We start from the raw sequence: 262 nt of genomic DNA, 5'->3' as shown, positions 1-262 counted from the left end.
CTGGCTGGTGCGCAGCCATCTGGCGCTGTCGGACTACGCCCAGAAGCGCGACCTGTCGGACCCGGCGACCATCCGCGCCTTCGCCGAACTGGTCGGCGACCCCGAGCGGTTGCGGATGCTGCTGGTCCTGACCGTCGCCGATATCCGGGCGGTGGGGCCGGGGGTGTGGAACGGCTGGAAGGGTCAGCTGATGCGCACCCTCTACAATCAGGTCGCCGCCCTGTTCCGGGGCGAGGACGTGGCGCGCGAGGATCCGCTGTCG

The 262-nt window shown here is 70.6% G+C and carries 1 protein-coding gene; it reads left to right on the top strand.

Translation table 11 applies throughout. The annotated features are described in order from the left end of the window. Positions 1 to 262, top strand: a 262-nt coding sequence (locus tag CVH10_RS21690) for a hypothetical protein (RefSeq protein WP_219924978.1), incomplete at both ends; no start/stop codon positions are given.

Source organism: Halomonas sp. ND22Bw, from assembly GCF_003011945.1.
Taxonomy (GTDB): Bacteria; Pseudomonadota; Gammaproteobacteria; order Pseudomonadales; family Halomonadaceae; genus Halomonas; species Halomonas halophila.
The sequence above is the reverse complement of the archived record's forward strand: the minus strand, read 5'-3'. Positions and strand labels throughout refer to the sequence as shown.